The organism is Paenibacillus ihuae (assembly GCF_001368795.1).
In the GTDB taxonomy this organism is placed as follows: Bacteria; Bacillota; Bacilli; order Paenibacillales; family Paenibacillaceae; genus Paenibacillus_AQ; species Paenibacillus_AQ ihuae.
In genome coordinates this window covers 2,106,084-2,111,475 of sequence record NZ_LN831198.1, presented here as the reverse complement: position 1 = coordinate 2,111,475, position 5,392 = coordinate 2,106,084, and the positions used below count along the sequence as shown (strand labels likewise).

Annotated in this window: 4 protein-coding genes and 1 pseudogene; all 5 read left to right on the top strand. The window is 46.9% G+C overall.

The genetic code is table 11. The features are described 5' to 3' along the window. The first annotated feature begins 241 nt into the window (after positions 1 to 241). Positions 242 to 892: a hypothetical protein gene (locus AQR02_RS09485; RefSeq protein ID WP_245237264.1), complete on the top strand. Its 651-nt coding sequence runs from the start codon at positions 242 to 244 to the stop codon at positions 890 to 892. A gap of 16 nt (positions 893 to 908) precedes the next feature. Next, complete coding sequence (locus tag AQR02_RS09480; RefSeq protein WP_054940351.1) at positions 909 to 2,597, top strand: vWA domain-containing protein; 1,689 nt, start codon at positions 909 to 911, stop codon at positions 2,595 to 2,597. A gap of 24 nt (positions 2,598 to 2,621) precedes the next feature. Further along, positions 2,622 to 3,761, top strand: a complete 1,140-nt coding sequence (locus AQR02_RS09475; RefSeq protein WP_054940350.1) for a toxic anion resistance protein — start codon at positions 2,622 to 2,624, stop codon at positions 3,759 to 3,761. A 106-nt stretch (positions 3,762 to 3,867) separates the two neighbouring features. Continuing rightward, positions 3,868 to 4,713, top strand: a complete 846-nt coding sequence (locus tag AQR02_RS09470) for an ornithine carbamoyltransferase (protein ID WP_054940349.1) — start codon at positions 3,868 to 3,870, stop codon at positions 4,711 to 4,713. Positions 4,714 to 5,187: 474 nt separating this feature from the next. Continuing rightward, positions 5,188 to 5,392, top strand: a pseudogene (locus AQR02_RS33900) (tryptophan--tRNA ligase); the annotation flags it as partial.

The window sequence follows — 5,392 nt, the reverse complement described above, 5'->3', positions numbered from 1 at the left end:
CCTCTCAAACGTAATTAAAAACATATCTTCCATATTCAACCCGTTGATTAATGGCGCTTTTGGTAATATTTTGGAGCGTTCTCCGCTATTGTCTGATAAAATGAATCAAAAGAAGCTATAGCGAAATATACTCATAAAGGGGGTGTAAACGCTGAACAGATCTGGACCCGTTAAGCTGCTTGCCGTTATTACCGGTGTTGTCATTCTTAATATTGCTGTTTTATCTCCTGGTCTGCTGGGCGTGGAAATCGGTGGAGAAAGCGCACTGGAAACAGCTTCAGGCGTAACGTTATTATTCATCAGTCTGCTTGTTGTGCTCTACGGAAGTTATACTTTACTCTTCAAAGCTTCAGCCCCTACATCTGCCCGCCCGTTAACTTCACCTGATGATTACGCTGGCCAGCTTCAGCAATACAAAAATGTAAAGGTGCTGAAAAATGATGTCCTTCTCGCTTTGGATCAGCTGGAGCGGATGGAGAAGAAAAAATCAACCTTAACCCGGGTGCTGAGTACGCGGTTTGATCCGCAGGAATTAAGCTACAAAAAGTTCAGTTCTGTAATTACCGAAGTTGAAAAGCTGCTGTTACTGAATGTCAGGGGAATTGTTAACAAGCTGAGTTTGTTTGACACTACCGATTTCTCCCTTTTGGCCAATACTAACAAACCTCCTCAATTCTCCGAGAAACTGGTCCAAAAGAAGACGGCACTCTATAACGACTTTTTCACCTCATTGAAAGGCTACCTGGGCGCCAATGAAGAAATTCTGCTCAAGCTGGATCAGCTGCTGCTGGAGATTTCGGAGCTGGACAGCACAAATTATAAAGAAGTAGAAGAAATGCCCTGCATGCAGGAGCTAAGCGCCTTGATCCGTCAGACGAAGCTTTATCAATAACTGGAGGAGGTTGTATATGGCCAGGAAAAGCAAAACTCTATTGATACTTACAGTGATTGCAGCCGCTGTCTTTGCTCTAGTCTATTTCGGAATTTACCTAACCTCGAATTTGGGCAAATCCAAGACAGAGATTACTGCAGAGGATGCTGATAAAAGGCTGAACAAGATTTATAAAGATATTAAGGTAACCCAGGCGCAGCAGGTAAAAGGACAAATAGATCTTGACCCTGTGGCTGTCGGAGACTCACTGCCTGACATCTCCAAATTCCCGGTCTCCGTAGAGAATTCAACCGACAATTATATAGAGGTGTTCTCTTCCACCGAGAAATCCGGTACGGGGAATGACGGATGGCTGAATGAAGTGGCATCAGCGTTCAATGCTTCCAATATCATGGTGGAAGGAACACCTGTATCCGTGAAAATCCGCAACATTGCTTCCGGCACGGCCGCTGATTACATACGATCCGGCAAGTATATTCCTGATGCCTTTACACCTTCGAATGAGTTGTGGGGCGAGATGGTAAAAGCAAACGGCATCAAAGCCGAGCTCGTATCCAAACGGCTTACCGGCAATGTAGCAGGTGTGGTAACAGGCAAGAAAAAATATGACGAGCTGGTTGAAAAATATGGCGCTATTAACGTCAAAACGATTACCGATGCGATTGCTGATAACGAGCTGGCCATGGGATACACCGATCCTTTTGCCAGTTCAACCGGGCTTAATTTTCTGGTAACTGCACTAAGTACCTTTGACAGCTCGGATCTGCTTAGTGAGCAAGCCATTCAGGGATTCGAGAAATTCCAGGCTAATGTACCGTTTATCGCCTCAACCACCCTGCAGATGCGGGATGCGGCCAAAACAGGGATGCTTGATGCTTTTGTCCTGGAATATCAGACCTTTGTCAATGCATCCGATCTGAAAAGCGGCTATGTCTTCACTCCGTTTGGAGTACGGCATGACAGTCCGCTCTATGCTCTTGGGGATCTGCCGCAGTCAAAAATGGAGATTATCCAAAAGTTCGCTGAATTTACTGCGCAGGATAAATATCAGAAGTCGGCAGAGGCCAAAGGGTTCAACGGCCTGAATGACTACGTCTCCGAACTGGCACCGGTGGACGGTAATCTTCTCTCCTCTGCGCAGAAGACTTGGAAGGAAAAGAAAAATGGCAGTACTCCGATCGCAGCGGTATTCGTGGCTGACGTCTCCGGCAGCATGGCCGGTGAACCGCTGAACCGTCTTAAGGAATCGCTGCTTAAAGGCCAGAAGAATCTGGGAAAAGACAACAGCATCGGCTTTGTGTCGTACTCCAGTGACGTAACCATCAACCTTCCCATCGCCAAATATGATACCAACCAGCAATCGATGTTTGTCGGTGCGGTTAACAGCCTGCAGCCTGCTGGGGGTACGGCTACTTTTGACGGCTTGGTGGTAGCAATGAAAATGCTGCAGGATGAGATCGCGTTGACCCCCGGGGTAAAGCCTGTGATTTTCCTGCTCAGTGACGGAGAGACCAACGAGGGCCATTCCCTCAATGAGATTCGAGGCCTCGTCGAAACCTACAAAATTCCGGTCTACACCATTGGCTACAACGCCAATATCAAAGCGCTGGAGAGCATTTCAAGCATCAACGAAGCCGCAAACATCAATGCGGATACGGATGACGTCGTCTACAAAATCGGCAATCTGCTCAATGTGCAAATGTAATTTAACTTAATAAGGAGGTCTGTCATGTCATTTACGATGGAAATTCCAAGTACGGATAAGCTGAGATCTGCGATTGCCGAAGAGGTACAGCCCGAGCCTGAAGAGGTTACCCAGCTGAAAGAGCTTGCGATAAGCAATGTTTCGAGTATCCTGGAGCTTGATCTGGAGTCTCTGGAGAAACGCAAAGCGGTACTGCAATCCATTGACAGCTTCGGAATGGGCACTATGCGCTCTTCCTCGGAGAAGAACTCCCTCCTTCAAGTTTCCGTGGGCAACCTCTCCAGAACCGGTGATGAAGGCGGTCAGGTTGCTAAAGGATTAACGGAGCTGCATCTTCAGCTGAAAGATTTGGACCCGAGTGCCGTCGACTTTGCCAAAAGCGGGCTGTTAGGCAAATTCTTTAACCCGCTGCGCACTTATTTCGCTAAATACCAGAAAGCTGACGCTGTTATCTCTGACATCATTCTATCTTTGGATAAAGGCAAGACCATTCTTAAAAATGATAATATAACACTCGAAATTGAACAGCAGACCCTTCGTGAACTGACCAAAAAGTTGCAGAAGGAAATCCAGCTCGGCCTCCTGATGGATCAGGAGATTGAGTCGCAGATCGAGGCTGCCAAGGTGCGCGGTGAGTCCGAAGACAAAATCCGCTTTATTACAGAGGAGGTTCTGTTCCCGCTCCGCCAGCGGGTGATGGATCTGCAGCAGATGCTGGTCGTGAACCAGCAGGGAATTATGGCGATTGAAGTGGTCATCCGGAATAACAAAGAGCTGATCCGCGGCGTAGACAGAGCCAGAAATGTGACCGTCTCTGCCCTCAAGATTTCGGTAACAGTCGCCAGTGCACTGTATAACCAGAAGATTGTGCTGAAAAAAATCGAGCTGCTGAATCAAACCACAGACAATTTGATCAGTGGCACTTCGAGAATGCTCAAAGAGCAAGGAGCTGCGATCCATAAGCAGTCGCTTGAGACCAGCATTTCTGCCGAAACGCTGAAGCAGGCGTTCTCCGATGTATTGTCTGCGCTAGACTCCATCAGCACTTACAAGCAGGAGGCACTGCCCAAAATGCGAGAAACCATCAGCCAGTTCCGCGAATTAGCCGATAATGGCGAGAAGCAGATTCTGCGCCTGGAGAAAGGGTCTACTCTCGGACTGTAATGGTGATTAACCACATGCCTATCGCAGGGCCTGGCGGGATTATCCGCCGGTGCTCTGATTGATAGGCAATATGCTGGTACCGGTGAAAACTAAAGGAGGCGACTTAGTGCATCTACTCGATCTTGAAAGCCTGAGTTCACAGCAAATTATTGAGCTTTTTCAATTGGCCCGCCATTTAAGCTCGCAAAAGCCGGCACAGCTTTTGAAGGACAAAACCTTCATCCGGTTCTTTCCGGAATCCAGCCTGAGGACACGTATTACGTTTGAAAAGGGTATTCAGGATTTTGGAGGCAAATATATGCTGTTCCCTCCGGAAACACTGGACAAGCGGGAACAATCCAGCGATGTTATCCATTATCTTGAAAATTGGGCCGATGGTGTTGTTGCCAGACATTCCAGCTTCACCAAACTGGTTGAATTGTCTGCTCAATCCTCCATTCCAATCATTAATGCGATGACTGCGCGTAACCACCCCTGCGAGATTTTAAGTGATTTATATTCGATCAGCCAAATCAGAGAAAATTACCGGGAACTGACTTATACCTTCGTAGGACCTGCAAGTAATATTTCAAGAACCTGGCACGAAATGGCCAAGGTTATGAACCTTAGCTTTAATCATGTTTGTTCGGCTGGAAATGAGCTGGGGCCGGATACAAATAACTATACATACCTGACCAATCTGGAGGATGTTCTGCCGGAAAGTGATATCATTCTGACCGACTCTTTGCCAGGTGAATTTAATAATGATGAGTACTTGAATCTATACCAAATCACTCTGGACCGGATGAAGCGTATCCGTCCCGGCGCTTTGCTTAACCCCTGTCCTCCTTTTTACCGGAACGAAGAGGTCAGTTCAGAGGTTATAGACTCCCCCTATTTTGCCGGATTTCAGTTCAAAAAGAATTTGCTGTACATGCATCAGGCGGTAATTTTATATTGCTTGTCTAATTAATGAGCTATCCCGGGTATGAATTGCCCGAACATCGCCGATGGTTGACTGATCATTTTACATAAGGTAATATTATCCATAATATCAACAACAACACTGACAAAGGGTAAGTAGGCATATGAGGAGGACTTCAGAGAACCGGTGGTCGCTGTGAACCGGTGTCCGGCATATGTGCGAATGGACTTTAGAGTTGCTTTTCTGAACCATCTGAATGGATGCAGTAGGGAAATGCCGGGCATCCCGCCGTTATCACGGGAACGGTATCGAGATTCATGCTTCAAAGTGGGCTCCGCACCGTACTTACGAAGACCGGAACCTTTGTTCATTCAACAGTGGAACGGTCATTTAAGGTGGCATAACGATAACTTCGTCCTTTTATAGGACGGAGTTTTTTTGTATGGATAAAGGAGGTGATGGCCGTGGATGACGGCTGGTGGTGGCGATGGAAGATAATCAAATATACCAGGAGGAATTTATATGAAAAAAGAAAGAATGCTCACAGGAGACCGCGTTACCGGCAAGCTTCACCTTGGCCATTACGCAGGCAGTCTCAAGAACCGGGTCAATTTACAGGACCAATATGATTCCTTTGTATTTCTGGCGGATGTTCAGGCACTGACGACCCATTTTGATCAGCCGCAAACAATCCGCAGACATATCCGTGAGATTACACTCGACTATT

Bases quoted from the DNA above. Each gene is read 5' to 3' on its own strand.
- AQR02_RS09480 (WP_054940351.1), top strand. From the start codon at position 909: ATGGCCAGGAAAAGCAAAACTCTATTGATACTTACAGTGATTGCAGCC.
- AQR02_RS09475 (WP_054940350.1), top strand. From the start codon at position 2,622: ATGTCATTTACGATGGAAATTCCAAGTACGGATAAGCTGAGATCTGCG.